The sequence below is a fragment of the Alphaproteobacteria bacterium genome, from assembly GCA_024244705.1.
Classification (GTDB): Bacteria; Pseudomonadota; Alphaproteobacteria; order JAAEOK01; family JAAEOK01; genus JAAEOK01.
In genome coordinates, this window is the sequence record JAAEOK010000081.1 from 1 (window position 1) to 20,916 (window position 20,916).

Consider the following 20,916-nt stretch of genomic DNA (forward strand, 5'->3'; position numbering starts at 1 on the left):
CAACTATAAAGTGAGCCGGTATATCGCCGAAGGCGACACGGTCGTCGCCGTGGGCTCGACGTCGTGGCGGGTCCGGGCAACCGGCAAGGACTTCGAGACGCCGAAGGTCGATGTCGTGCGTTTCGAGGATGGCAAGATCGTGTCGTTCTTCGAGTATTACGACACCGCAAAGATCCTCGCCGCCACGACCCCATAATATTCGATACTTGAAGCCGCCGTCGATAACCGGTGGGGTGGGATCGCCACGACCGCCGTCGCCTCTACCGCGATGGGCCCGGAATTCTTGGTGACGACACCGGCCCGCCGCCCATCCTCACGGCGACCGCACGCATTGGATCGCGTAGTAGACTTTGACCCGAACGATGCCCGGATTGTTAGGACGGACTACCCCTTGGTTGTCGGGCTGGGGCTCGCATGTCCACACCGTGTTGAGGGCGCGGAACGGCGCCTTGGCGCAGCCCGTCGCGCACGGCACGCTCTGGTCATGGAGCGTCGCCAGCCGCACGGCGCGTTGCACGAAGGGCTGATAATTGACCCCCTGGCAGGTCGCCACGTTTTCCGAATATTCGAACTCCGAGTTGTCGGTAGCCGGGCAGGCGACCGCGGTTGCGTCGCCGATCTCCTCGACCACGATGATCGGGCCGCTGGCCGGTCCGTTCTCGTCGTTCGGCGCCCGGGTCAGGGCACCGGCGGCCGGTGCCGCCAGACCGGCCGGCTTGGCGTCCTGGGGCCGCGGACAGATCGCTTTCGTCTCCACGGCCGCGTGTGCGATCATCGGCCGGAACAGGTCGACGCACGACCAATGGCGGAAATCGATCCAGTCGTGCCTCGGCGCACAGGCCTCGGGGCAGGTCACGCGCTGGGTCTGAAATCTGGCCGAGGCGAGCGCGCGATCGTAGAGGTCGGTGTAGTCGTAGCCGGCGCAGGCAAAGACCTGTTGGCGCACCGTCGCCCGGCCGGAATAGGTCTGACCGCAAACCCCCACCGTCGGCGGCAGCCGCGACTGGTCGTAGGTGACGCCCCGCTTGACGTTCGTCGGCGTCGTCCCGCCGCTATTTCCGGGCTTGGTGTAGTCGACCGCACAGGCCGACAGAATCAACGCAACGAATAAAACCGAAGCGATTCGATGCGTGGATGCGCGTTCATGGTGCCATTGTGTCATTGCCCAACCTCTTCGCGGTCGGCAATCGTCGACATCCGGAAATCAGTCTAGCACGCGGCGGCGGCGGTACAAAAGGACAGCCGCCGATTGGTGGCCGGTTGTCAAATCGCCACCGCCGTGATGGCCGGCGTGGCGAGGGCCTTGCCCCGCTGCGACATCCGAGCCTACGCTGCACCGCGGCCGGCCGCTTTGGAGCATCGGCCGGCGGCAAGGTTCTCGGTGGGGATTGACCAATGCTCATCACGTTCGTGACCCGATGGCCTCGCGGTATGTCGCGGCGGCGGCCCGGAAAAGGCGATCACCGGTGAATTGGGCGTCCGCAGACCAAGCGTTTCTCGACGGCGACTGGAGCGACCTGCGTCGCGACCGGGAGATCCCGGAAATCGATTTCGACCGGCTCCGCGCCTATCGCATGGCGCGAATCAAGACGTGCCTGCTTGATGCCGGGGCTGCGATGTGCGTGCTGGTAAATCCCATCAGCCTGCGTTATGCGGTCGACCATCGCACCTATGCGCTCTTTCAATCGCACATCCCGACGACCTATTTGTTCGTGCCGGTCGAGGGCCCGGTCGTCATTCACGGCGCCTATGGCCCGTCACCCAATGCCGACGTGGCACGGCAGCCGCGACCCCTATCGTATTTCGATGGCGGCGACGGGCTGGCCGAAGGGGCGCGGCTGCTGGCCGACGACATCGTGGCCTATCTCGACGAACTCGGCACCGACAACCGCCGGATCGCCGTGGAATATGTCAACCCGAGCCTTACCCAGGCGCTCCTGCAGCGCGGGCTGGAGGTCATCGACGGGGTCGCGGTGGCGGAACAGGCCCGGGTCATCAAATCGGCAGACGAGATCGCCTGTATGCGGCTGGCCATTACGGTGGCGGAACGCGGCCTCGCCAGATTAAGCGAGGTTTTGAAACCGGGCATCACCGAGCTCGAGTTGTTGGCGCTGCTCAACCACATCAACATCGTCAGCAACGGGGACTGGCAGGATGGGCGCATGGTCGCCTCCGGTCCGCGCATCAACCCGTGGTGTCAGGAGGCCTCCGAGCGGCGCATCGAATCGGGCGATCTGGTCGGAGTCGACACCGATCTGATCGGCCCGTTCGGATATTTCGCCGATATATCGCGGACGTTTCACTGTGGGCCGGAGAAACCCACGTCGAGGCAGAAGCAGTTGTACCGGCTGGCGCTCGCCGAAATCGAACACAACCTGAAACTCGTCCGGCCCGGCATCGCGTTTAGCGAATTTCAGAAACGCGCCCTGGTCCAGCCCGAGGAGTTTCATCAAAACGCCTATACCTGCGTCATTCACGGCGCCGGCATGTGCGACGAGTATCCGCGCGTCAATCCGGTCTTTCGCGGACCGACGCCGTATGACGGCACGATCGAAAAGGACATGGTGATCTGTGTCGAGAGCTATGTCGGCGCGGTCGGCGAGCGCGACGGCGTCAAGCTCGAGCAACAGGTGCTGGTGACCGAAGACGGTTACGAATTGCTGTCGACATTTCCGCTCGACGAGAGGTTGCTCGATTGATGTGGGTCTGCACCCGCCGGCGCGTCTTGGAACAAGGACTGTGAATGACGGTTATCGAATTCGGCCCAGGTTCGAACTGGTCCACAGGGACACTATGTTGCGTGCTGCTGGAGAAATGCCGCTCGTCAACGCCTAAGAGGCCGCCTGAATGGAAAAACTCGCCAGCTTCCGGGGCGCGTCTATTCTTGCCCTTCGAGCTCGGTCAGAAAGCCTAATCGAGGTCGGAAATATGCAGTGTAATAAAGATCGAAATCGCCGACGTTCGAAAACATGAGCGGCCTGAATTGATAATAGATTTCGGCGATTATAACGCTTTCTCCGTCTCGGATGATCAGTCCGGAAGGCAACGTGGCTTCGTCATCGGGCGCCCCGATGTGACTGCTGGCCGTGAGCTGCCCGGCCCCGGATTGTTGCCAATTAACCATCGGAGCCCCGCCGCCGGTAGCTCCAACTGAACTCAGCAGCACAACCCCATCCCCACCCAATTCGAACGGCTGCATCACGAACTGGACCGCGTTCATGAGATCGTTTACTTGGTCTACCGAGATTGTTTCGCCGACAGAAACGAGATCGGCCAACGTTACGACGGCCCTGTCGAGCTTTTGATTCAGCAAGACGAAGCGGGCGATCTCGACCACACCGAGAATCATTGTCATAAGGAGGATCATCACAAAGCCGGTCTCGACGAGTGCAACGCCGCGGCCGTCATTCGCGAACCGGCGAAATACGGTCAAGCGCCTTCCTCCTCTACGGGTTCCGGATAAGGTTCATTGCGAACGGCGAGGCTGGCGCGTAATGGTATCTTTCCGTTTTCTCCGGCGAAGAGCCCAAACAGGGGGGTCATGAACTCCCATTCCGCGTTGATCGTGTAGAGAACGATTGACCCGGGACCACCAAGACCCGCCGCGCCCATGTCCGCATCCCATTGACCATTGCCGTTGATGTCGATGTAGGACTCTTCCCCGTTCTGGATACCGTTGTCGTCGTCGTCTTCGAATGGCTCCGGTTTTCCGATATCGTCGAAACTCGGATACACGTAGGTCGTCAGATGCGCGTCATCGATTGTGATAAGCCCTCCGGCAGCCTCAGCGACGGTATCGATCACCATCTCCTCACGCGTCGTGCCTTCAGGAAGATAGCCGGTGATGCCAAATCGCGATGCTTGGCGCAGCCCGCCTTCCATGAGGACGGTGACGAAGAGAATCAGGGATATTTCCATGATACCGATCATGGCAAGAAACAGCGCCGGTGCGACAAGTCCGAATTCAACCAGAGCGTGGCCCCGGCCGCATCGAGCGATCGCTCGCAAGCGATTTAGATGTCTACCCATTGTTAACTACACCCAACCCGTGCCGGTACTTGGCAACGTCATGAACCGGCGAATTACCGAACTGAACATCGAATACGACGCCGCTTCGAGCCAGTCCTCCCAAACTTGCCGGAATTGCGCCGGCAAATAAACAAAACCATAAAATACCCACGACGTTAATAACTACCTAAAATTCATAAATATTTATACAACTTTTCTCTATTTTTTTGTTTATTATTTGAAATCATGTTCTCCTATACTCTCTTAATATATATTTTACATTCTACCGCTATTCAAGGGCGAAGTCGTCAGCGAAGACCGGCGATTAACCTTGATTGTATTTGAGCTCGAAAAACATTAAGGGGCAATTAAATCGGGAAGAAAAAGATGATTCGGACCTATAGGTGGCTAGTAGGGAAATCACACGAACTCGCAAGAGATCGCAGTGGTGTCTCCTTTCTTCTTCTTGCTCTCACCCTGGTTCCCTTGATCGGCTTGATGGGGTTGGCGATTGACCTTGGTCGGGGTTATTTGCTGAAATCACAGCTTTCAAGCGCCCTCGACGCGGCCGGTCTCGCCGGCGGCAAGGTCATCTTTTCCGACACGCTCGGAGCGGACATCCAAATGTTCTTTGACGCTAACCTGCCGCCCGGCTACATGACAGCCAGTATCGATGGGCCATTTTTTGAGGTCTCCGAGGACAACGAAGTCATCCAATTGAACGCGACCGCGACGGTCAACACCACATTCATGCGTGTGCTCGGCATTCCGACGATGACCGTTGCCGCGTTTACCGAGGTGACCCGTCGCACTCAACTGCTCGATCTGGTGCTCGCCGTCGACATGTCGACGTCGATGACCTGGGACGACGGCACCGGTACGGGCACGTCACGAATTCAAGCCGCACGCTCGGCTGCGACCGAACTTGTCAATATCCTATTCGGCGATGACCCCGACAAGCCGTTCCTCAACATGGCTGTCGCACCCTGGGCGGGTAAAACCAATGTGACAATCGACGGTGTCGCTTTTACCGGTTCGACGTCGTCTGTCGTACCGGAGTTCACGAATCCGGTAACCGGGGCTGATCAGACCCTTGTCTATTACGCAAACAACTCGCCCGTTCCGTTTCTGAGCGCGCCGCCGGCCAACTGGCAGGGCTGTGTCTATGCGCGCTATCTCGATGACGGAGATGCTGACAACGATGCCGACCTCTACTACGGCCCGGTCGACCGGAACGGCACGGAATGGATGGCGTGGCAGCCGATCGGACCGGAGGGTGAACCCGTACCGGGACCCTCCAACTGCACTGGACATGTTCCGGGCGACTGGACGGATTGCCGCGCGTGTATTGATCATGGCATCACGCCATTGGATAACACCAAGCAGACAATGCTCGATGCAGTCAGTGGATTGACCAGCCCAGTCGGCGTCACGAACATAGTTGGCGGACTTTTCTGGGCGTGGCATGTGCTGAAACCGGAGGCTCCGTTCACCGAGGCCAACCCCGACCCGGATTTCCCGCGGCAGCAGGCGATCATCCTGCTTACGGACGGCGAACATCAGGGCGGTTCCGGCGATGCCTATAACGCCGTCTTTGGGCTTGGCACATCTGCCGGCGCCGGCGGAATGGATCCCCGACTTACCGAGCTCGCAACCCGAATCAAGGCCGAAGGTGTTCTGATCTATGTCGTTCAGTTCCGCTACAATAGCGGCACGTTGGCCACCCTTCTGCAGGGAGTTGCGACGAGCCCGGATTCGCCTTATTACAACTTTGCTCCCGATGGGGACGCCCTCGCCGAAATCTTCCAGGAAGTCGCGAACCACCTGTCCGAGCTGCGGCTATCACGGTAAACCGGCTCCCGCGCCCGGGCGCGAACCGGTCGCACATTTCATCATTCAGGGGCGGGCAAAATCGACCCCGAGAAATAGATCTGTCACCGCTATCAGCCTGGCATCGAGATTGGCTGCCATTCTGATTTCGTGATGGCCGCCAACAGAATACTCGCATTGAGGCGCCATCCGTCGTCTGTGCGGTCTGTTCATATGGCGACTTCGACCACGCGCATCGTCACTTGGAAGCGGTGAATTGGCGAGAATCGCCGCCGCGCCGATCCGGTCGCGGTGATCCTGGAGGTGCAAGCGGCGGGATTTCACTTGGTCGACTACGCCGACCTGTTCTTCCGCCCCGACGACGAGTTGCGTTACGAGGTCGGGCGCAAGACCGTCACCAGCAACACCGACCGTTTTGCCCTGCTGTTCCGCAAGCCTCTCGAATAGGCACTGCCGTCAACGCGCCGCTACCAGGCGCTCGATCGGCCGGCCCTCGGCACCCGGATAGTCCGCACCGAGCAACCCCGCAATGGTCGCGCCGACGTCCTCGGTCGGGTGACGGCGGTTGCTGACATAGGCCGGCAGGCCGGGCGTCCGGGCCAGCAATTCGCAATTCATCGTGTGGTCGCCGCTGCGGAATTCGCGGAATTCGCCCGCGACCTCGCCGACCCGTTCCGAGGCAACGCGGGTCGCCGGCGTCGTCCGGTCCCACTGGGCCATCAGATCGGGCAGGATATCGAGGCGCGGGCCATGGAATTCGTCGATGGCACGGCGAAATTCCGTGAACACCGGCTTGCCGGTTTCGGCGTTGACCAGTTCTCCCAGCGCGGCTACTAATTCACCGCAGACCGCATCGTACTCCGCCCCCGGCGCGACCCGGCCCTCTGGGTCTCGCCCCGTGACGTTGATTCGTATGGCGGCGTGGCTGTGATTGCCCGGGATCATGAAGAAGCGGCGCTTGGCACGGTCTATTTCCTGGGACCGCTCGTCGACGTTCTCGGCCACGCGGCTGAACCTGCGGCGCATACCGACCGGCAATATGCGCCAGGCGGTCTTGGCCAGGGCGAGGTTTTTCCGCGCGGCGGGAAGGGGACACCCATCGAGCCGGCGCAATATCTCGTCCAAAGCGCGCTCGCCGTTGTAATTGGGCCCCATGCCGGGTCCCAGCAGCAGCATGACCACCGCATCCTCCGGCGCGGCGGCGAGGATTTCCGAGAGCGCGTGATCGAGCGCTCTGTATATGGTCAGGATGGGGTCGCCGAGGCGCGCCGCCGTGGCGGCGTCGTAATCGACAAAGTCGGGGTCGTGTAAATGCCAGCAGTGGTGGCCGATGCAATGCGACTCGGTGAACGAGGACGCCATCAGATCCCACTGTTCCCCGGTCATCAAATCGAGCGTCAATGCCGTTTTCATCCGGATTCGGCGTTGCATCGCAGTTACGAACGGCTCGTATTCTTCCGGCGTCCGTCCGGTGATATCGCAAGGGCCCGTCGGATTGGCACCGAAGCGGCGGATGACGTCTTCGATCAATTCCGGCGGTTCGCTGACCGGTTGATCGTAGATCTCACCGTGACCGAGCCAATCGCAGATCATCAGGCCGTTCAGGCCGCGCGACGGGCGCATCTTGGGGACGTCCACGACGATGGTGCGTCGGCCGCTCCGGCTCACCGCCTCCCAAAACGGCATGCCTGATATGTGGCTGTCGTCTATGGGTTTGGTGCGATAGGTCCCGGGCACCAGGTGGCGGAAAAAGAAGGTTCCATTGCTTCCCGGATTAAGGCTGGTGACAATACTCGGCCACATGGCGCCGCTGCCAAGGCCCCAAGGCGGGTCCAAGGGAATCCTGGCCGACCGTTCCAACATCGCCTCGAAGGTCGGCATATGCCCCGCATCGGCCCATTCTCTCACCAGATCCGGTTCGATGCCGTCGAATCCGACGAACAATACGCGGTCGGTCCCGGGCGCTCGGTTACCGCTTTGCTCGCCCATGGTTCATCCCCACCAGGTCCCCTCAGGATGGTTCGGCCAGCCAGCGCGCTGGCGCGAGCCGAACCCACTGCCTATAAAACCATGGGGGACCAGCCTTCGAAAGTATTGATGTCTGCACCATTCTCAATTCCGCGCCCGGCGCTTGACCCCGACAACGACGTTGCCGCCGGCGAGGTCACATGCGTGCCGAGCCAATCGCCCGCATTCTCGATTGTGATGCCGGCCTATAACGTGGCCGACTATATCGCCGAAGCGATCGAAAGCGTCCTCGCGCAGACCGATCCGGATTGGGAACTCTTCATCATCGACGATGGATCCACGGATAACCTCGACGCGGTGCTGCGCGCGTTCACCGACGCGAGAATCCGGGTCGTGCCGCAGAGCCACCAGGGATTGAGTGCCGCTCGTCAAAACGGCTTGTCGCGGGTGCGTGGCGAATTTGTCGTTGTCCTCGATGGCGACGACCGCCTGCGCCCGGATGCGTTGGCGGCGTTTCGGCGATCGTTCGCGGCCGCCGTGGATATCGGGCTGGTCTTCGGCCGCCGCGCCTTGTGCGGCCAGGACGGCCAGGTGATCGGGGCGCCATTACGTTGGCGGTGGCGGCGCAGTATGAACGGCAAAGTCTTGCGGCGCGTGCTTGCCGCTTGTCCGATCACGAGTTTCGGCCAGGCGGCGTTTCGGCGTTCGGTGCTCGCCCGCGTCGGCTACTATCCCAGCGGCGACCTTGGCGCCGGCGATTGGTATTTCTGCGTTCTGTTGGCGGCGGTGACCACGTTTCGCGAGGTCGACGACATCGTGCTCGACTACCGCTTGCGGAGCGACAGCCTGGTACGGAATTGGGGTCGGCGGGCCGAGGCGTCGGGAACCGTGAATATCGACGAATTCGATCCCATGATACGGCGTATGTACGGGACGCCGGAAGTTCGCCGGACCTTCGGCGCCGGCGAGTTGCGCCGCCTCGAACGGCGATCGCGGTCGCAGGCCTATTGCGTCAAAGGTTACGAATGCCTCAGGACACGGTCCTGGGCGCCGGCACGCCGGTATCTTCGGAGGGGTTTGCGCGAATATCCGTTCAACATGACCGCGCTCATCTGCCTTGGCCTTGCGCACGCGCGCTGGCTGCCCCGGTTCCTTCGCTCCGCCATCGGGTGCGAAGAGCCGCCGGCACCGGGTTCCTGACCGCCCCGATCAATTGGGATAGGGAAGCGCGGGAATGTAATCGCTGCTCTCGGACGGCGTCGTGCTGGCCGGGGCGTCGATTTCACCGGCCTCCTCGAAAAGCCAATTCCGGAACGCCGCGATCTTCGGCCGATTGATCCAACTTTTCGGGCAGGTTACCGAATAGATGACCTTGGGCTCCGTCTCGAACTCGAACAGCTTTACCAAGACGCCCTGGGCGATTTCGTCGGCGACGAGCGCCTTGTAGGCGAGGGCGATGCCCTGTCCCTGCTCGGCCGCCCGCAGGCTGAGGTCGCAGTGCTCGAAATGTGGTCCTTGTGGCGGCTTCGCACAGTGAACGCCGGCGCGTTCGAACCAGTCATCCCAGCCATCGCCGACAACATCCCGCAACAATGTATGGCGCAGAATGTCATCGGGGTCTTGGATCGGCGGCGCGCCTTCGAGCATTTTCGGGCTGCACACGGGTACGCGAGACGACGACAAGAAGGAGTCCACCCGCAAACCCGAAGCCGACGCCTGTCCGTATTGGAGCAGGACATCGACGTCGTCCTTACGGAAGTCCGTCGTCGCGATGGTCGTCGTTATGCAGAGCTCGATATCGGGATAGGCGGAATTGAATCGGTTCAATTTCGGCACCAGCCAGCGCGCCGCGAACGCTGGCGTCGAGCGGACATTCAGCGGGCCGTCGGTTTCGCAGTCCCTTCTGCGACGGGTGCTGGCGTCCAGTTGGTCGAGGATCGAGGTGACATCATCAAAATACGCGCGTCCGGTGGGCGTCAGGCCGACCCCCTTGTTGCCGCGGTGAAACAGGGCAGAGCCCAGAAACTCTTCCAGCGCCTTGACCTGATGGCTGATGGCGGATTGGGTGACGTTGAGTTCTTCCGCCGCGTCCTTGAAGCTCGAATACCTGGCGGCAGATTCGAAGGCGCGGACGGCTGTGAACGGCGGTAACGTTCGTTTCACCCGAAATGAATCCTGCTCATGTGGACATTAGATAGGATCGTTTGCCAGTCCACCGATCGCGATTCTACCCTACTTCGCAACATCAACCAAGCGAGGGGCGTCAAGATGGGTATCGCAAATGGTCACAAGCGTCGATTCGGCTATTGCATGGTCGTCGTTTTCTCCGTCGCTACGGGAATCGCTTTGGGCGTCGCCGGCACTCAGAGCATCGCCGAAATGGCTGCTCCCAGCGAGCACAAGGGGCTTCAGGTCGATGCCCTCGGTGTCATACCCGAGACCTCCATGGACGCGCAGATCGGGTTAACCGGGTACAAGTTGCAACTACGCGAAATCACGATCGAGCCCGGCGGGCAAATCGCCAAGCACGGTCATGAGACGCGGCCCGGCCTGGTCAAGGTGATCGACGGGACCTGGGTCGAGGGCCGTCCCTCCGGTGAAACCGCGTACAAGGCTTCCGATCCAAACGGCATCCTTGAAGACGAGGTGACAATCCATTGGTTTTGGAACCGTGGCGACACGCCGGCGACCGCGATCGTTTGCGACATCGTGCCGGCAAGCTAAGCCGGTGGCCTGATCGAGCTCATATCGCTCGACCACACGTGTGCCGCTCTGAAACGCAATTGCGCGCATTCCAGAAACCTCCGTTGCCACGGCTTTGACTGCGGCGTCGTTGTCTCGTGCTCGTGCGGCGAGCATCACTTGATATCGACCGTCTCCGCTATGACGTATCGCGCGGTCCCGCAGTACCCCATCCTTTGTCAAATCGACATGTGTAATCTAGGGTGGCGGGCCGGGGTTGCGAATGCCCGCAGAGCCAATAGCTGCCCCGGTTGCTTGGCATTGTCACGGGTCGAAGGTGGGATCTCGGGTTCATCGAATACGCGTCGGGTTGTTGCTTGTTTCCGTCGCTCTTGTTATCGCGGTCATGGCTTTCGATTTTTGGGCCTATGCCCGTCTGCCGTGGGACAAGTGGCCGGTGATATCTTCCGGCTCGACGCTAGTACGCTCCGTGGTCATTGCGATGGCCGCGGCCGGTGCCGTCGTGGCGGTCAGGCCGGACCGGCTGCGCCATGATCGGCGGCCGCTTGCGACCTTTTTTCCCTATTACGCGGCTCTGAGCGCCGCGAGTCTGGTGATGATCGGAGGCGCGGCCTGCTTGCTGGTGCTCGATCCCGGGGTTCTTTTCTTAATGGCCCGGGAAGACGAGCTCATCGAGGACGTCTCCGCATTCGCTCTTGTGGTCGCCGGGCTCACATTGATCTTCATAGGGTGGACCGGGCGCGGTCGATTCATGGTCCTGGGGTGGCCGATTAGCGCTCGGCTGCCCTATTTCCTGATCGGCGCGGTACTCATGCTGATATTCCTCGAGGAAGTATCATGGGGTCAACGCCTGTTGGGATTCGATACGCCCGAATTCATGGACGAGAACCGACAGGGCGAGTTCAATATCCACAATTTCTTCACCTTCCCCGCCGAGCAAGCCTACTATTCCTCGATGTTGCTTGCGTTCGTGCTGCTGCCGTACGCAACGATCGGTCCCAGATCCGACTGGCCGCCGTTGGCCGCTGCCCTGGTACCGGTACCGGCATTCGCCATCGTCGCCGCACCGTTGGCCTTCTTGCAGTCCGAGATGTGGACCACGGTTCCGATGCAGTTCGCCGCCTGGGGCACTCTTATTATTGTGATCGACTTGGCACGCGTCGCCGAGACCGGGCTGCGGTACTGGTGCGTGCTGGTGGCGGCGGTGTGCGCCGCCGCCCAGGTCGTGTTCTTGACTCACAGCGGCTCCTTGGTCCGGGCCTGGGAATTAACCGAGTACCGGGAGACTCTCATCGCATTGCTGGTCGCCGCCTATGCCGTCTCGGCACTGCAAAACGCTCGGCGTCGGACCGCCGACACCTAGCCCCCGGCCGACCGCGCACTCCGGAAGATTGGGAAGGCCTTTTGGCCGGATCGGACTTGTTCGTTAACACATCGTGCTCTAGGTGGGCAGAACCTCCTTGCTCGCTGAGCGACCCAACAAGGCGACGCCGGTGATGACGAGGGCGATGCTGGTCAACACCAGCGCAAGCGAGAAGCTTTGGGTCAGGTCGAAGATCGAGCTGGCGAACAGCGGCCCGATCATTTGCCCGCTCGCGAATGCCGCCGTCATGACCGAGATATGGCGCATGACGTCGTGAACGGGCGCAATGCGATGCGCTTCCTTCATTCCCATCATGGTGATGATCATGAATGTGCCGCCAACGCAGATGCCGGCAATGATGATCGTGAGGATGTGCGGATAGATGACCGGCAACAACAACCCGACCGCCATGACGATCTGGCTCGCGGCCCAGACCTGCCGGTTGGAATGGCGCCGTTGAATTCCTGCCGCGAAAAGCGTCGACAGGAATGCGGCCGCGCCAAAGACCGGCCAAGCCCAGCCGAACAAGAGCGGGTCGGATATGATGTCGCGTGCCATGACCGGCAAATAGGTCGCCGGAATTATGTAGCCGATACCGGCCGCGCCGTAGGCAATGACGATACTCCAGACCAATGGGCTCCGTTGTGATTTCTGTTGTTGCGCGTCGAAGCGGGAATCGGCGAGCTCGGGACCGAGGCGCAGACAGATTACGATCGCCGCAACCAACGACGCGACTCCAAATATTTGCCAGCTGACCGCGCTGTCGATCCGGCCGACCATGATCAGTAGGGTGCCCAAACCGGCGACGACGATACCGGCCCCGACACCGGAGAAGACCCATCCCTGTTTCTCCGCATAACCGATGTTAGCCAAATGCTTGATGTAATAGTTGCTGACCAGCACCAGGGTGAAGGCGCTGCAGACGCCGCACAGCCAGCGTAGAATCGACCAGGCAATAAAGTTGTCCGTCAAACCCATCCCCAGCGTGCCGAGGCCGATGGCGATCAGCGAAAACCGAAGGCCGGTCTTTGGCGAACAGGGGAGTTTGACGGCGAAGACGGCGCCGAGCCAGTAGCCCACGAAATGAATCGACGCCAACAGGCCGCCGTCAGAGATGCTCACCAATCCGTCGTCCTGCATCAGGGGCAACAGCGGAGTAAAGAGGAAGCGGCCGATTCCCATGGCGATCGCCAACGAACTCAGGCCGACGAGGACGATCCGAAAGGTTGGCGTTTGCGGTGACATCTTGCCCCCTGGGGCCTGTCGTTTCAGGGCTTGCCTCCACTATAGCTGCCGCGATACATTTAAAAAAATGAATAAAATGGAATTTTGGTTTCTCAATTGGAGATATCTATGCACGGCCTGAGCCTGCGCGCCCTTGAGATCTTTCGAACCGTCGCAATCGAGGGCAGCATTTCCAAGGCGGCGATAAAGCTGAACCGGGTGCAGTCCAATATCAGCACCCGCATCAAACAGTTGGAACAGCAATTGGAGAAAACCCTCTTTCTACGTCAGAACAGGGGCCTCACGTTGACGCCCGATGGGCAACTGTTGTTGGCCTACTCGGAGCGGTTTCTTCAATTGTCGATGGAGGTTTCCGAAGCCTTGAAAGTGGGCAAGCCGAGCGGCGTGTTTCGGATCGGCGCCATGGAAAGCACGGCCGCCGCCCGGCTGCCCGATATACTCTCACGCTACAATGAACTCTATCCAGACGTCCAGATCGAACTGGTGACCGATACCGCCGGCGGGCTGATGGACCGTCTGCTCAATTACGACATCGAAATCGCATTCGCCGCCGAGCCTGTCTCCTTCGACTGGGTGCAGACACAACCGGTGTTCGAGGAACGGCTGATCCTGGTGGCTCCGCACGCCTTTCCGCCGCTGGAGAACACTGGCGAAATCAGCGGCAAGACGGTCATTGCCTTCGAAGCGGGCTGTGCCTATCGCCGTTATCTCGAGCGCTGGCTGCTGGAAACCGGCATCGTTCCGGGCAGCATCATGGCGGTGAGTTCCTATCTTGCCATTCTCGCCTGCGTTTCCGCCGGGACAGGCTACGCCGTGGTCCCGCAATCCGTTCTCGATATCGTATCCACCAAGGGCCAGTTCCAGCGTTACGCGCTGCCGGACACGGTATCCCAAATCAAGACATTGCTGGCGTGGCGCAAGGAATACACGTCGGCCAAACTGGACGCACTCCGGGAACTCCTGCCGACGTTTCGAAGTTCAAAAGCTGCGCCCGCCGCGACCGCACCGACAGAGGCGAAATTGCCGCAGGCGGTTGCGACCTGACCTCCCGAACCGATAGTTTGAGTTGTCGAAAGGAGTGGACACCATGCGAGCGGAACATTCATTCCTACTCGCCATTCTTTGCTTCGTATGCGTGCTGTGTGCCGGTCAATCGCCGGCGGGAGAATTGCCGAAACAGGGAAAGTTCGAAGTCACAATCGAACAGGACGGGTCGTGGGAAGGGTTTCCCGTCGCGCATAGCTACTGGGTCTGGATCGCGCGCCGCGAAGGCATCTTTGTCGGGACCGGACTTCTCAATGGCATGACATCGAAATGCGTCTCCAAGGGTAAGACGTCGCATGGCATCAGCATCGCCGAGATCCATTGCGAGAACACCGATAGCGACGGCGACAAGATTTTCGAAGTATCGCAAGAGGAATGCGCTTGCGCGCCCGACGGCGAAGGAGGCACGGGCACCGGCGAATTTCTCGGCGGCACCGGAAAATATGTCGGTATTAGAGGATCGTTCGATATCGAGCGAAGAGTCGGGCCGAGGAATCAAGCCGCCCGCACCTGGACCGACCATGTGACGATTGTCGGGAGCTGGAACCGACCCTGATAGATTATTGACGGAGGCTGGCCCGATCACGTCGCGGTCATCCATTCCGTGGAGAATTCATTCGGGCTTAGCGGACGAGGGAAGTGCTGCAATAACCAGATCGTGTTCCCGTGATCGGTCCGTCGACGTCCTGGAGTTGATGTAAAACGATGCTTCGAATCACCGACGAAAGCCGCAAGTGGTGGATATTGATCGCCATGGGGGCGGTCGCCGGTTTGATCATGTTGGACGAGACCGTGGTCGGCGTCGCGCTGCCGACCGTGCGGCGGGATCTCGGCATGTCCGAGGTCGCCTCTCACTGGGTGATCAGCGCCTATATGCTCGTCTTTGCCGGGGCCGCCGCAGCCGGCGGCAAGATGGGCGACATCATCGGTTTCAAGAAACTGCTGATTGTCGGGGTGGCAATCTTCGGCTTCGCCTCGCTGGCGTCGGGGTTTGCCACCGACGGTGCGTTCCTTATTGCGGCTCGCGCCATCCAGGGCGTGGGCGCGGCGGTGATCTTCCCGTCTACCGTTGCCATGATCATGATCGTCTTCCCCAAGGAGCAGCGCGGTATGGCGATGGGTGTCCTGGCCGCGATCGGCACCACGTTCCTGGCGGCGGGCCCATTGGTTGGCGGTTTCCTGACCGAAATCGTCTCGTGGCGCTGGATCTTCTGGATCAACGTCCCGATCGTGATGCTGATCGCGCTGATCGTATTGACGCTGTGGGTCGACCCGCCCCGGAAGAGTACACGCCCGAGCTTCGATTTCGGCGGGTTGGTGACGCTGGTGGCCGGACTCGGCATGTTGATCTTTGCCATCATGCAAGGCGCCGCGTGGGGTTGGACGCAAAGCATCATCCTTGCGCTTCTTGCCGGCGGCATAATCGTCCTCGCGCTCTTCACCGTCATCGAGCGCCGGCGGGACGCGCCGTTGATCGAGGTCGATCTGTTCCGCGTTGCCTCGTTCGGCGCCTGCAATTTCGTGCTCTTCGTCGGCCAATTCAGCAAGATCACGATCGTCGTGTTCGGCGCTCTCTACCTTCAGGACGCGCTCGCGATGAGCCCGCTGGAGACCGGGCTCGCCCTCTTGGTTTCGGTGGTGGCCTTTCCGGTCATGTCGGCGCCGGTCGGTCGGGTCGCCGACAAATTCGGCTCCCGCCTGCCCGTGGTCGGCGGCATGGTCGTGGCCACTTCGGCGATGTTTTGGCTCGGCCTCGCCGCGGCATGGGACAGCTACATCGCGTTGGTACCGGGCTTGGTCCTGTGGGGCGTAGGGATGGTCTTTTGCTATGCACCGACCCTGCGAGCGATGGCAAATGTCGTTCCGGTAGAGAAGCAAGGCCAGACCAGCGGTATCGGCGTGACCGCCCGGCTTCTCGGCGGCGCCGTCGGGATGGCGGTCGGCAGCACGCTGCTCGTCATGACCGGGTTTTTCCAAGTCGTGTTTCTGGCCACCGCGGGGATCATGGGCGCGGCCTTGGCGTTGGCCTATTTCACGATCGAGCGCTCGGGCCAAGACCAGGCTCTCTAAACGCCTCGCCGCCGGCGTCGGTGGGGTATAGGCCCGAGCTTAACCCTCGACTAGGATCGCGGCTTGAGTCTCAATCAGACCTGACAGGGGAGGGGCGCCATGGATCGGCTGCCCAAGCGACCGGGTGGACCAAGGTGAAAATCGCCGGCTTTGCGCTGCTGATGGTGGTCGCCCTGGATGTCATGAGCCAGGGCCTAGTCATTCCCATCCTCAACACGATCATCATGGACCCGGCCCAGGACCTGTTGCCGGCCGATACGACGGTGGCCGTTCGCCAGTTCGACTTCGGCCTCGCCATGGGGATCTTCTTCTTGTGCTGGTTCCTCGGTGCCGCCTATATCTCGAAGATCTCGGATTTCATTGGCCGCAAGGAAGGCATCCTGATCTGCCTTTCGGGCAACCTGCTGGGCTATATCCTGACCATCGCGGCCCTCGAGGTGGACAGCCTCGCGTTGTTGCTGGTCGCGCGCGCGGTCACCGGCTTTACCGCCGGGAACCAGCCGATCGCCCAGGCCGCCCTCGTCGACATCAGCGAAAACGAACAACAAAAGGCACGTTTCATGGGCCTCGTGGTCATGGCCATAAGCGTCGGTCTGGTCGCGGGGCCGCTGATCGGCGGTTTGCTGTCGGACGCGGACCTGCTCGGCGAGTTCGCCTCGCTCGAACTGCCGTTCTATTGTGCCGCCCTGTTGGTGGTCGTCAATATGACCCTGATCATCGTTTTCTTTCACAACCAGAAGAGAGAGCGGCGGCCCTTCAAAATCCGGCCCCTGGAGGTCTTTCTGACGCTGTGGACCGCCGCCAAGCGGCCGACGGTTCTCAAGCTTTCCCTTGTCTTCTTCTTTGCCCAACTCGCGTTGAACAGCTTCTACGTGTTCATGGACAATTACTTCTACAGCCGGTTTCAGTTCGACACCCTGCAGAACGCCCTCTCCTTGATCGTCATGGGTGCCGGTCTCGGCCTGGCCAGCGCCTTTCTGGTCGCGCCGATCAATGCGCGCTTCGACAAGACGCAAACTATCATCGTCAGTCTCGCGGTCATGGCGGTTGCGGCGGCGCTTTCGATCGTCAATCCGTCGCCCTTCTTGGCCTATGTCCTGATCATCTTGTTCATCGTCCCCTTCGCGGTCTACTACCCGACCGCGCTGACGATGTTCTCGGCCGCCGTCGACGACAGCGAGCAGGGCTGGGTCATGGGCGTGACGGTGGCGCTTTACACCCTTGGTGCCGGCATCGTCTCCGTGATCGGCGGCGAAATGATGTCGATCGATATCCACTTGCCGTTCGTCATTTCGATGGCCAGCTTGATCCTCGCCCTGGTCCTGGTCTTCACCCTGTGGCGCGGCGGCGATATCCGCGCCCTGGATCAGCGGTGAACCACCGGATTGGGGTCTCGAATCGGGGTGCCGAATCGGCCTTCGAATAGCGCTTATTCGAGACCGTGCTCGCGGCACAGAATGTGCGATGCCATGCCGCCGTCGGCGGTCAGGTTGGCGCCGCGTAGCCATGCCGCGCCGTCGGATTGCAGGAAGGCCACGATCGGCGCGATGTCGGCCGGGCGGCCGGGCCGATCCATCAGCGCCATGACGCGCGCCGCCCGATCGCCGAGGGAGTCGAGGAAATCGGCCAGGATCGGCGTCTCCACCGGACCCGGGCTGATTGCATTCATGCGAATGCCGCGGTCGCGCCACGTCCACCTATGCCGCATCGTCCACACGACGATCGCTTCCTTCGAGAGAAAATAGCTGCGCGCGCCGGTGACATCGTGGGTCGCGCAAAAGGCGGCGAGGGCATCGAAATCATCCACCGCTTCGAGGGCGTCGATGGTTTCGATGGAATCGGCCCAGCCGCTGCCGGCGAGTGACGCCAGGTTGGTGATCGCGGCGCCGTCGGCGAACTTTTCGACGAGGCCATAGGTCAGCCTTTTGAGGCCGAGCACGTTGACCCTCAGCACCTGTTCGGGAGGGAAGGTGGGCGGCAGTCCGGCAATGTTGCACAGGCCGTCGAGCGCGGTTGGCAGCGCGGCGGCAAGTTCGTCGATCGATTCCGGGTCGGAGAGGTCGGCGAGGAAGAACTCATCGACGGCCTCCGCTTGAGTGAGATCGACACCGATCACGGCGGCGCCCTGGCGCTTGAGTTCCGCCGCCGTTGCGGCGCCGATGCCCGACGCGGCGCCGGTCACGACAATGGTCTTTCCGGCCAACATGTCTGTCATGGGTTTCGGCTTCGTTCCGGTCCCGGCATCTTATAGCAACAGACCGGGCCGGTCGGCGGGGGATTTGGGGCGGCGGCGCGTCGGCCTCCTCCATTCGCGTTCTGTCCAAGAATTGGACCTATTTCGCAGCCCGGAAGGGAAGCGAGAACGGCTGTTTTCTGCCGTTTTCAATTTTCCACAGACTTATCCCCACTTGTGGGTAACTGGTCATACTTCCTACTATATGTTGTGATTTAGGCCTTGCGGCGGAGTCGCCATTTTGGCAGGCTACATTTTGTAGTAGGTCATTCGTGTGAATCTACTACATGCTGATTCGGAGACGATGGGGGTCGAGCCGAATCGGTGCCAAGAGGGGGATACTCCATGTCGTTGGCAAGCTCCACCTACACCGTAGCCGCCAACCCGCTGGACATCATCGAGGAAATCGTCAGTGCGAACGAGTGGACCTTCGACCGCACGAGCGAAGACGAAATGGTTGTCGACTTCCCCGGGCAGTGGTGCGGCTACAATCTCCATTTCTCGTGGCACAGTGAATTCGGCGCCATGCATTTTTCGTGCGTGCTCGATATGAAGGTGCCGAAAAATAGGATGCCCGCCGTGTTCGAACTGCTGTGCCTTATCAACGGGCGCATGTGGCTGGGGCATTTTGACCTGTCGACCCAGGAGCGCCTGCCGATCTTTCGTCACACGGCGCTTTACCGCGGTTCGAACGGCGCCAGCGTCGAACAGCTCGAGGACCTTGTCGATATCGCTCTCACCGAATGCGAGCGCTTCTACCCCGCATTCCAGTTCGTGATCTGGGGCGGCAAGGGTTCCATGGAGGCGATCGCGGCGGCAATGTTGGACACCGTCGGCGAGGCCTGAGCTAGAGCCCTTTCTATGAACTCCGAGTCAATTCTGTTTCGCATCTGGCGCGCCGGTCCACCAGGAAGCGCGCGCAGCGCGATGCCGAGGCATCGGGCAAGCGTGCTGACGCCGTGGTCGGCCGCCGGATGGAAACCCAACGGGACGGGCGGTTTTGGCCGCCGGGGGCGTCGCTCGTCGCTCGATATGTTTCGGCATGTCGTCGCTCTTCGCTCCTGCCCGACGGCCAAAACCGCTCCGTCAGAATGGCTCCGAGTTCACAGAAAGGGCTCTAAAGCATCTAGGGAGGTCCGAGCGTGAAGGACACGTCGCTGCTTCTGGTCGGGTGCGGCAAGATGGGCGGCGCCATGCTTGCCGGATGGCTCGCCGAGGGTCTGTCGCCCAAGCGCGTGGGCATTGTCGAACCCGCATTCGCCGCCGGCACCGTGGCTCTGCCCCACAGGGATTTCGTCGCCGTCGCCGAGCCGCAATCGCTGCCCGCGGATTTTCGGCCCGATGTCATCGTCCTCGCCGTCAAGCCGCAGGTGATGGCGTGGGTTGCCCCTGACTACCGCCGTTATGCGGTGCCGGAGACGGTGTTTCTGTCGATCGCCGCGGGACAGACGCTGGCCGGTCTCGCCGCCCATCTCGGCGACGGGGCGGCGATCGTGCGCATCATGCCCAATACGCCGGCAGCCGTCGGCCGCGGCATCACCGTCGGCTGCGCCAATCCGAATGTGAGCGAAGCCCAAAGGCAGCTGTGCGAACAATTGATGTCGGCGGTGGGCGAGGTCGACTGGGTCGAGGACGAAGGGCTTCTCGATGCGGTGACCGGCGTCTCCGGTAGCGGTCCGGCCTATGTCTTCGCGTTGATCGAATGCCTGGCCGTCGCCGGGATCGAAGCGGGCCTGCCCGAGGATCTCGCCATGAAATTGGCACGGGCCACGGTGACGGGTGCCGGCGAATTGGTCCACGTCACCGGCGAACACCCGGCGGTGCTGCGTCAGAACGTGACCAGCCCCATGGGCACCACGGCGGCGGCGCTCGATGTGCTGCTGGCCGAAGACGCGTTGCAGCCGTTGATCACCCGCACCGTCGCCGCCGCCACCCGGCGTTCGCGCGAACTCGCCGAATGAGCGACGGGAAACTTCCGTCGAGCGCGCAGCGGGTCCAGGACGCGCTCGCGGAGAAGGGTTTCGCCAACCGGGTGGTGGTCATGCCGGCGACGACCCGAACCGCGGCCGAGGCCGCGTCGGCCTGCGGCTGCTCGGTCGCCCAAATCGCCAAATCGCTGATCTTTCGCGCCAAGTCATCGGACCGCCCGGTCCTCGTCATCACCAGCGGCGCCAACCGCGTCAACGAGAAACGGGTCGCCGAAGCGCTCGGCGAGAAACTCGGGCGCGCCGACGCCGATTTTGTTCGCGAACGGACCGGATTTGCCATCGGCGGTGTCGCGCCGATCGGGCATGGCGGGCCGGTCGTCGTCTTCATCGACCGCGACCTTATGGCCTTCGACGAGATCTGGGCCGCCGCCGGCACGCCCTCGGCGGTGTTCAAGCTGACCCCCGACGACCTCGTCGCCATGACCGGCGGCGCAATCATCGACATCACCTAGCGCGGCTCCTGC

Annotated in this window: 21 protein-coding genes; 14 read left to right on the top strand and 7 right to left on the bottom strand. The window is 61.4% G+C overall.

From position 1 onward, the window contains the following. The coding region (locus GY791_14925) for a nuclear transport factor 2 family protein (GenBank protein ID MCP4329718.1) at window positions 1-196 on the top strand (196 nt) is incomplete at its 5' end. Window positions 197-313: 117 nt separating this feature from the next. Here the strand turns inward: GY791_14925 and GY791_14930 are convergent. Beyond that, on the bottom strand, window positions 314-1,162 hold the full coding sequence (locus GY791_14930; GenBank protein MCP4329719.1) for a hypothetical protein: 849 nt from the start codon (window positions 1,160-1,162) through the stop codon (window positions 314-316). A 256-nt stretch (window positions 1,163-1,418) separates the two neighbouring features. On the opposite strand from GY791_14930, the gene GY791_14935 reads away from it, so the two are divergent. Next, window positions 1,419-2,699 (top strand): aminopeptidase P family protein, encoded by a 1,281-nt coding sequence (locus GY791_14935; GenBank protein MCP4329720.1) that lies wholly within the window; start codon window positions 1,419-1,421, stop codon window positions 2,697-2,699. A gap of 179 nt (window positions 2,700-2,878) precedes the next feature. On the opposite strand, the gene GY791_14940 is transcribed toward GY791_14935, so the two are convergent. Beyond that, window positions 2,879-3,433, bottom strand: a complete 555-nt coding sequence (locus tag GY791_14940) for a pilus assembly protein (GenBank protein ID MCP4329721.1) — start codon at window positions 3,431-3,433, stop codon at window positions 2,879-2,881. After that, complete coding sequence (locus GY791_14945; protein MCP4329722.1) at window positions 3,430-4,008, bottom strand: pilus assembly protein; 579 nt, start codon at window positions 4,006-4,008, stop codon at window positions 3,430-3,432. Before GY791_14945 ends, GY791_14940 begins: the two co-directional genes overlap by 4 nt. Before the next feature lie 498 nt (window positions 4,009-4,506). Between GY791_14945 and GY791_14950 the strand changes: the two genes are divergently transcribed. Continuing rightward, entirely contained in the window at window positions 4,507-5,859 is a 1,353-nt protein-coding gene (locus tag GY791_14950) for a hypothetical protein (protein MCP4329723.1), read from the top strand. A gap of 270 nt (window positions 5,860-6,129) precedes the next feature. Continuing rightward, window positions 6,130-6,285 (top strand): hypothetical protein, encoded by a 156-nt coding sequence (locus GY791_14955; GenBank protein MCP4329724.1) that lies wholly within the window; start codon window positions 6,130-6,132, stop codon window positions 6,283-6,285. Window positions 6,286-6,294: 9 nt separating this feature from the next. Here GY791_14955 and GY791_14960 read toward each other — a convergent pair whose 3' ends face one another. Next, window positions 6,295-7,827, bottom strand: a complete 1,533-nt coding sequence (locus GY791_14960; GenBank protein MCP4329725.1) for a hypothetical protein — start codon at window positions 7,825-7,827, stop codon at window positions 6,295-6,297. 108 nt (window positions 7,828-7,935) lie between these two features. Here GY791_14960 and GY791_14965 point away from each other — a divergent pair, with 108 nt between their 5' ends. Next, complete coding sequence (locus GY791_14965; GenBank protein MCP4329726.1) at window positions 7,936-9,006, top strand: glycosyltransferase family 2 protein; 1,071 nt, start codon at window positions 7,936-7,938, stop codon at window positions 9,004-9,006. A 9-nt stretch (window positions 9,007-9,015) separates the two neighbouring features. Here GY791_14965 and gcvA read toward each other — a convergent pair whose 3' ends face one another. Further along, window positions 9,016-9,969 (bottom strand): transcriptional regulator GcvA, encoded by a 954-nt coding sequence (gene gcvA / locus GY791_14970; GenBank protein MCP4329727.1) that lies wholly within the window; start codon window positions 9,967-9,969, stop codon window positions 9,016-9,018. Window positions 9,970-10,116: 147 nt separating this feature from the next. Here gcvA and GY791_14975 point away from each other — a divergent pair, with 147 nt between their 5' ends. After that, window positions 10,117-10,530, top strand: coding sequence for a cupin domain-containing protein (locus tag GY791_14975; protein ID MCP4329728.1), 414 nt, complete (start codon window positions 10,117-10,119; stop codon window positions 10,528-10,530). Window positions 10,531-10,861: 331 nt separating this feature from the next. Further along, the gene (locus GY791_14980) at window positions 10,862-11,872 is read left to right on the top strand and encodes a hypothetical protein (protein MCP4329729.1); all 1,011 of its coding nucleotides are present in this window, start codon (window positions 10,862-10,864) and stop codon (window positions 11,870-11,872) included. Window positions 11,873-11,950: 78 nt separating this feature from the next. Here GY791_14980 and GY791_14985 read toward each other — a convergent pair whose 3' ends face one another. Next, window positions 11,951-13,117 (bottom strand): YbfB/YjiJ family MFS transporter, encoded by a 1,167-nt coding sequence (locus tag GY791_14985; protein MCP4329730.1) that lies wholly within the window; start codon window positions 13,115-13,117, stop codon window positions 11,951-11,953. A gap of 108 nt (window positions 13,118-13,225) precedes the next feature. Between GY791_14985 and GY791_14990 the strand changes: the two genes are divergently transcribed. The 4 genes from GY791_14990 to GY791_15005 all read left to right on the top strand — a co-directional run bounded on the left by GY791_14990 (window position 13,226) and on the right by GY791_15005 (window position 17,607). Then, window positions 13,226-14,161: a LysR family transcriptional regulator gene (locus GY791_14990; protein ID MCP4329731.1), complete on the top strand. Its 936-nt coding sequence runs from the start codon at window positions 13,226-13,228 to the stop codon at window positions 14,159-14,161. Window positions 14,162-14,204: 43 nt separating this feature from the next. Next, a complete protein-coding gene (locus tag GY791_14995) occupies window positions 14,205-14,717 on the top strand; it encodes a hypothetical protein (protein ID MCP4329732.1) in 513 nt (170 codons plus the stop codon). Window positions 14,718-14,866: 149 nt separating this feature from the next. Beyond that, a complete protein-coding gene (locus tag GY791_15000; protein MCP4329733.1) occupies window positions 14,867-16,231 on the top strand; it encodes an MFS transporter in 1,365 nt (454 codons plus the stop codon). A gap of 134 nt (window positions 16,232-16,365) precedes the next feature. Continuing rightward, the gene (locus tag GY791_15005) at window positions 16,366-17,607 is read left to right on the top strand and encodes a TCR/Tet family MFS transporter (GenBank protein ID MCP4329734.1); all 1,242 of its coding nucleotides are present in this window, start codon (window positions 16,366-16,368) and stop codon (window positions 17,605-17,607) included. A 53-nt stretch (window positions 17,608-17,660) separates the two neighbouring features. On the opposite strand, the gene GY791_15010 is transcribed toward GY791_15005, so the two are convergent. Then, on the bottom strand, window positions 17,661-18,437 hold the full coding sequence (locus GY791_15010; GenBank protein MCP4329735.1) for an SDR family oxidoreductase: 777 nt from the start codon (window positions 18,435-18,437) through the stop codon (window positions 17,661-17,663). Between the two features lie 372 nt (window positions 18,438-18,809). On the opposite strand from GY791_15010, the gene GY791_15015 reads away from it, so the two are divergent. The 3 genes from GY791_15015 to GY791_15025 all read left to right on the top strand — a co-directional run bounded on the left by GY791_15015 (window position 18,810) and on the right by GY791_15025 (window position 20,904). After that, window positions 18,810-19,310, top strand: a complete 501-nt coding sequence (locus GY791_15015; GenBank protein MCP4329736.1) for a hypothetical protein — start codon at window positions 18,810-18,812, stop codon at window positions 19,308-19,310. Window positions 19,311-19,645: 335 nt separating this feature from the next. Further along, window positions 19,646-20,425 (top strand): pyrroline-5-carboxylate reductase, encoded by a 780-nt coding sequence (locus tag GY791_15020; protein ID MCP4329737.1) that lies wholly within the window; start codon window positions 19,646-19,648, stop codon window positions 20,423-20,425. After that, a complete protein-coding gene (locus GY791_15025; GenBank protein ID MCP4329738.1) occupies window positions 20,422-20,904 on the top strand; it encodes a YbaK/EbsC family protein in 483 nt (160 codons plus the stop codon). The genes GY791_15020 and GY791_15025 overlap by 4 nt, the downstream gene beginning before the upstream one ends. The last annotated feature ends 12 nt before the right edge of the window (window positions 20,905-20,916 follow it).

Coding starts and splice junctions, on each gene's coding strand:
- GY791_14930 (MCP4329719.1), bottom strand. CDS start 1,162: ATGACACAATGGCACCATGAACGCGCATCCACGCATCGAATCGCTTCG.
- GY791_14935 (MCP4329720.1), top strand. CDS start 1,419: ATGGCCTCGCGGTATGTCGCGGCGGCGGCCCGGAAAAGGCGATCACCG.
- GY791_14950 (MCP4329723.1), top strand. CDS start 4,507: ATGGGGTTGGCGATTGACCTTGGTCGGGGTTATTTGCTGAAATCACAG.
- GY791_14960 (MCP4329725.1), bottom strand. CDS start 7,827: ATGGGCGAGCAAAGCGGTAACCGAGCGCCCGGGACCGACCGCGTATTG.
- GY791_14965 (MCP4329726.1), top strand. CDS start 7,936: ATGTCTGCACCATTCTCAATTCCGCGCCCGGCGCTTGACCCCGACAAC.
- GY791_14975 (MCP4329728.1), top strand. CDS start 10,117: ATGGTCGTCGTTTTCTCCGTCGCTACGGGAATCGCTTTGGGCGTCGCC.
- GY791_14985 (MCP4329730.1), bottom strand. CDS start 13,117: ATGTCACCGCAAACGCCAACCTTTCGGATCGTCCTCGTCGGCCTGAGT.
- GY791_14990 (MCP4329731.1), top strand. CDS start 13,226: ATGCACGGCCTGAGCCTGCGCGCCCTTGAGATCTTTCGAACCGTCGCA.
- GY791_14995 (MCP4329732.1), top strand. CDS start 14,205: ATGCGAGCGGAACATTCATTCCTACTCGCCATTCTTTGCTTCGTATGC.
- GY791_15000 (MCP4329733.1), top strand. CDS start 14,867: ATGCTTCGAATCACCGACGAAAGCCGCAAGTGGTGGATATTGATCGCC.
- GY791_15010 (MCP4329735.1), bottom strand. CDS start 18,437: ATGTTGGCCGGAAAGACCATTGTCGTGACCGGCGCCGCGTCGGGCATC.
- GY791_15015 (MCP4329736.1), top strand. CDS start 18,810: ATGTCGTTGGCAAGCTCCACCTACACCGTAGCCGCCAACCCGCTGGAC.
- GY791_15020 (MCP4329737.1), top strand. CDS start 19,646: ATGGGCGGCGCCATGCTTGCCGGATGGCTCGCCGAGGGTCTGTCGCCC.
- GY791_15025 (MCP4329738.1), top strand. CDS start 20,422: ATGAGCGACGGGAAACTTCCGTCGAGCGCGCAGCGGGTCCAGGACGCG.